3 protein-coding genes are annotated in these 5,306 nt (G+C 77.0%); 2 read left to right on the top strand and 1 reads right to left on the bottom strand.

Annotation, left to right across the window (positions count from 1 at the left end):
* Positions 1-153 precede the first annotated feature (153 nt).
* Entirely contained in the window at positions 154-594 is a 441-nt protein-coding gene (locus EF903_RS28235) for a MarR family winged helix-turn-helix transcriptional regulator (RefSeq protein WP_260616038.1), read from the top strand.
* A 59-nt stretch (positions 595-653) separates the two neighbouring features.
* Here EF903_RS28235 and EF903_RS28230 read toward each other — a convergent pair whose 3' ends face one another.
* On the bottom strand, positions 654-1,430 hold the full coding sequence (locus EF903_RS28230; RefSeq protein ID WP_125547854.1) for a protein phosphatase 2C domain-containing protein: 777 nt from the start codon (positions 1,428-1,430) through the stop codon (positions 654-656).
* 400 nt (positions 1,431-1,830) lie between these two features.
* Between EF903_RS28230 and EF903_RS28225 the strand changes: the two genes are divergently transcribed.
* Positions 1,831-5,306: nitrate- and nitrite sensing domain-containing protein (locus EF903_RS28225; RefSeq protein WP_185902867.1), on the top strand; the 3,476-nt coding region annotated here is incomplete at its 3' end.

Below are 5,306 nucleotides of genomic sequence, written 5' to 3'. Positions count from 1 at the left end.
GCCCCCGCCCCCGCGCCGTACCGGCCGGATCCGGCCGGCGGCCGGCGCGGCCCGGGACCCCTTTCCGGCGGGGTCCCGGGCCGCGCCCGCGAGCGCTGCGAAATACTGGTGCCCCTCGGCACAGCAGTGCGGACACACGGACAGGAGCGGCACGTGCACGGCAGCGAAGACCAGGAGTTCCTCGCCCTGGAGCGGGAACTGTCCGTCTTCCTCCGGCGGGCCCGTGCCTCCTCCGGCGAGATGGCCCGCGCCCTCCACCCCGAGCTGGAGCCCGCCGCGTACGGGCTGCTCGTACGGCTGGAGGCGGCCGGCCGCCAGCGGGCCACCGACCTCGCCGCCTACTTCGGCGTCGGCAAGGCCACCATGAGCCGCCAGCTGCGCGCCCTGGAGCTGCTCGGGCTGGTGGCCCGCGAACCGGACCCCGCGGACGGCCGCGCCTTCCTCGTCGGGCTCACCGAGGAGGGCCGCGAGCGGTTCCTCAAGGTGCGCGGCGCCCGCCGCGAGCGGTACATGCGCAAGCTCGCCGACTGGGACCGCGGCGAGGTCGCGGAGCTGGCCCGGCTGCTGAACCAGCTCAACCAGGGCGAGGACTAGGCAGGCGCACGGCCTCGCAGGCCCCGGGTCACGCCCCCGGCGGGGCCCGGGGCCTGCGCCTACAGCTCCGCGTACGCCGCCGACGCGTCGTCGTGCCGCTTGCCGCGGGCCCGGCCGCGGCGGTCCGGGTCCGACTCCAGCGCGCGCACCCGCCCGATCAGCGCCTGCGCGCCCTCCTTGCGCAACACCGCGAGGCACTGCGCCCAGTCGCCCTCCCCGAACGTGTCCGTCCACCGGCTCGCCCCGTCGGTCAGCACCGCCAGGGACCGCACCGCCTCCCTCGGGGTGCGCCCGGTCACCGCGCGCGCCGCCACCGCCGGGTCGGCGGCAGCCGTGAAGAAGCCGCCCTCCGCGTTCCGCAGCGCGTCCGCCGACTCCCGCGTCCGCAGAGCCGCCCGGGGGATCCGGTCGAGCCGGTCGTCGAGGACCGCCGACACCGCCCCGTCCGGGGCCTCCAGCAGCAGCACCGAGTCCGACAGCACGAGGTGCTCCACGCCCTCCGCGTCCCAGCGGACGACCACCACCGTCGCCTGCGGGGTGCGTACGTGAGAAAGGTCACACGCCCCCCGGTGGGTGTCGGCCGTGGCCCGGATCGACTCCGCCAGGATCCGGGCCAGTGGCATGTCCCGCCGCGAACCGGACAGTTCGGTCAATCGGCCCCCCAGGCGGGCCGTGAACCACGGGACGCCGTGCGAGCACCCCGTGTCGCCGGCGGGCGGCGTGACCCCGTCCAGGGCGACCAGCACGCCGCCCCCCGTGGCGGGTGTAGCGGCTGATAGCCAGTCCTCGTTGGGGCGTTCCGCGTCGCCGGGGGCCGTGGCGAGGTCGATGCGCATACGGGCATTCTGCCCACCGCCGGCGCCGCGGCGGGGCCGTCCCGCGCCGAAAAGTCCGTACCAGGGCGGCGGATGGCGTACGACCGCCGCACCGCGGCCTGCCGGCGCCGCCCGCGCGCCCCGGCCGCATGTGGGCGCGCATATTGCCAAAGCCCCCACCGATCTTTCAACCACCCGTCCGCGGAACGGCACGGCGGCCGGTGCGCCGAGTTGGTCGCCAACTCTTCCGTGATGTTCACTCGTTCGAGTGGCCGGGTGGGCGATGTCAGGCTCTCTCCCCAACACACTGCGAAGGTCTGAGGCGGTACGAGGGGGCAGGGAGCGTTTACTTGTTGACCGGCCGTTACCTCGGCCACACGAGTAGACGAGCACGAGCACACGTACAGGATTGCGAGCACCGGTGCAGAAGAAGCGGTCTCGGAAGAACGGCACCGCCACCGACGGACCCGCCCCCGCAGGACGCCGCGTCCACGTACGCAGCAGGCTGGTCGTCGGCGTCGCCGTCGCCGGCCTCACCGTCCTCGCGGCCGGCGCGCCCGCCGTCGTGACGGCAACCCGCGAGCTGAACGACTCCCAACAGCTCGTCACCCTCGCCGAACAGACCCGGCACACCCTCACCCTCGCGCACCTCCTCGCCGACGAGCGCGACGCCGTCGTCGAGTACGTCGCCAAGGGCCGGCCCGGAGGCCAGGCCAAGGGGCCCCTCCAGGAGCGCGCCGCCCTCACCGACCGGCGCATCGCCGAGGTCCGGGCCGAAGCCGAGGCCGAGGCCGACGAACCCCTCGCCAAGGCCGTGGGCAGCATCCAGGGCGTCCGCACCGAGGCCGTCGACGGCAAGGGCACCGCCCTCGCCGCCCACCAGGCCTATGCCGGCGTCCTCGCCGAACTCCTCGCCCCCGGCGACCGGCTCGCCGAGCAGACCCCGCCGCGCGCCGAGGCCGCCCTCGCCACCACCCGCCCCCTCGCCCCCCTCGGCCAGGCCGTGGAGCAGGCCTCCGCCACCCGCGGACTGCTCCTCGCCGCACTCGCCGTGCCCCGCAGCGAACAAGGCGCCGGAGCGGCCGCCGCGGACGAACTGTCCGCCGCCGCCCAGCGGGCCCGCGTACGCGAGCAGGCCGCCCTCGACGACTTCACGCGCGCCGCCCGCCCCGACGTGCGCCAGACCCTCGCCGCGACCGTCACCGGCCCCGAGGTCAAGGCCGCCGACGAGAACCTCAAGCGGCTCACCGAGCGCCCCACCCTCTCCACCGCCGACCGCAAGCTCGACGGCGCGTCCCTCGCACCCTCGCTGACCGCGCGCCTCGACCGCATGCGCTCCGTCGAGGCCACCCTCGCCGGCCAGCGGGCCACCGCACTCGCCGCGCTCCGCGACGACGACGTGACCCGCCTCGAACTCGTCGTCGCCGTGCTCGGCCTGCTGTTCCTGGTCGCCGTCGGCGTCTCCACCGCCGTCGCCCGCTCCCTCACCCGGCCGCTGTCCGTCCTCCGGCGCGGCGCGGCCCGCCTCGCGACGCCCGAGGGCTCCGTCGAACCCGTCCGCTTCACGGGCCGCAACGACGAGTTCGCCGAAGTCGTCCGCCACCTCAACCAGGTCCGCGAGCAGACCGTCTCCCTCCACACCAAGATCGCCGGCATGGACGCCGACCGACGCCGCCTCATCGGCCGCAACGAGGCCCTCTCCACCGGACGGGACGCGCTCGAAGCGGAGCTCCGCGACCTGCGCGCCGGGCTGGAAGAGCACCGGCGCATCATGTCCACCACGTCGGTCTCCCTGTCGCTGCGCACCCTCGGCCTCGTCGAGCGGCAACTCGCCGTCATCGAGGAGCTGGAGGCCAAGGAGCAGGACCCGGACCGGCTCGAAACCTTCTTCCGGCTCGACCACCTGGCGACCGTGATGCGCCGCCACAACGAGAACCTCCTCGTCCTCGCCGGGCAGGAGCACGGCACGGGGGCAGGGGCGCCCGTGCCGCTCGTCGACGTCATGCGCGCGGCGGTCAGTGAGATCGAGCGGTACGAGCGCGTCGACCTGGCCGTGGTGCCGTCGTTCACCCAGGTCGCCGGGCACGCCGCCGACGACATCTCGCACGTCCTCGCCGAACTGCTGGAGAACGCCACGACGTTCTCCCCGCCCGGCGCCAAGGTCAAGGCCTCCGCCCGCCACCTCGACACGGGCGACGTGGTGTTCTCCGTCGTCGACGAGGGCATCGGCGTCACCCCCGACCGGCTCGAAGCGCTCAACACCCGCCTGGCCACCCCCGACGCGTACGACGAGGAGACCGAGGCCGAACACGGCCTCGGGCTCGGCCTGTACGTGGCCGGGCGCCTCGCCGCGCGGCACGGCGTCACCGCCGAACTGCGCGCCGGGCGGCACGGCGGCACCGAAGCGCTGGTCGTCGTCCCCGCGGCACTCCTCCAGGACGGGCCGCCGGCCGCGTCCCCCGTGCACACCTACGCCACGCCGGCGGGCCTGCCGCAGTTCCTGCTGCCCGGCGTCGTCGCGGAGGCCAACGAGCACGTCCTCCCGCCGCGCCTGCGGCCGGAGGAGGGCGAGGGGACGGCCGGGGCCGGGGGTGCGGGTGCGGGTGCTGCCGGTGCTGCCGAGGCGGCCGCTGACGAGGAGCCTGCCGGCGCCCACGGGGCATACGGCGCCCCCGCCGCTCCCGGCGGTAACGGGGAGGCGGCCGCGGGTGCTGCGGCCGACGCCGCCGGTGCGGCCGGAGGGGCGGCCGAAGCCGCGGGCCCGGCCGCGGCCGGGCAGGGAGCGGACCCGCTGTTCGACCCGCTGACGGACCCGCTGCCCGAGTTCGCCGCCGACCCGCTGCCCGAGCCGGCTGCCGGGGCGCTGCCGGAGTCCGCGGCCGAGACGCTGCCGGGGTCCGCGGCCGAGTCACTGGCCGAGTTCGCCGCCGAACCGCAGGCCGAGTTCGCCGATCCGCAGGCCGGACCGGTCGCCGATCCGCAGGGCGCGCCGGTCGCCGGGGCGCTGCCGGAGCCCGGCGCCGAATCGCCGGCCGAGTTCGCCGCCCAGCCGGCCGCCGACACGCTGCCGGAGTTCGCGGGCGAGACGCTGGCTGAGTTCGCCGCCGATCCGCAGGCCGGACCGGTCGCCGATCCGCAGGGCGCGCCGGTCGCCGGGGCGCTGCCGGAGCCCGGCGCCGAGTCGCCGGCCGAGTTCGCCGCCGGGCCGCTGGCCGAGTTCGCCGCCGAGCCGGCCGCCGACACGCTGCCGGGGTCCGCGGCCGGGCCGCTGGCCGAGTTCGCCGCCGAGCCGCCCGCCGACACGCTGCCGGGGTCCGCGGGCGAGACGCTGCCGGAGTTCGCGGCCGAGTTCGCCGATCCGCAGGCCGGACCGGTCGCCGACCCGCAGGGCGCGACGGTCGCCGGGGCGCACGGTGACGCGGCCGCGCAGGACGACGTGACCGCCGAGGGGCTGGGCGGTGTTCCCGGGCAGGACGACGTGCCCGCGGAGGGTGCGCCGGCCGGCTCCGCCGCCGGGCAGGGGTTTGCCGCGCCCGTGCAGGCCGTCGCCCCCGTCACCCTGGCCGACGCCTTCGCCGCCGACGCCGCGGCCGCCGCCGAAGGCACCGCCGCCGACGCGCACGCCTCCGCCCCCGGGGACGCGCCCGCCCCGCTGCCGACGCGCCGGCGGGTCCCGCAGGAGCAGCTGCCGCCCGTCGAGCAGGTGTTCACCGCGCAGACCCCGGCCGACCGGGATCCCGGCGACGAACTCCTCGCGCGTGTCGTCCCCGACACGGAACGGTCCGCCTTCGGGGTGGCCGACACCGGCCCGGCGGCCGCCGAGTCCTCGACCGCCGCCGCCCCGCAGGCCGCCGTACCGGACGGGGACCCCGCGCTGCCCGGGCAGTCCGCCGCCCC

Origin of the sequence: Streptomyces sp. WAC05292 (assembly GCF_003949955.1) — a bacterium.
Taxonomy (GTDB): domain Bacteria; phylum Actinomycetota; class Actinomycetes; order Streptomycetales; family Streptomycetaceae; genus Streptomyces; species Streptomyces globosus.
The sequence above is the reverse complement of the archived record's forward strand: the minus strand, read 5'-3'. Positions and strand labels throughout refer to the sequence as shown.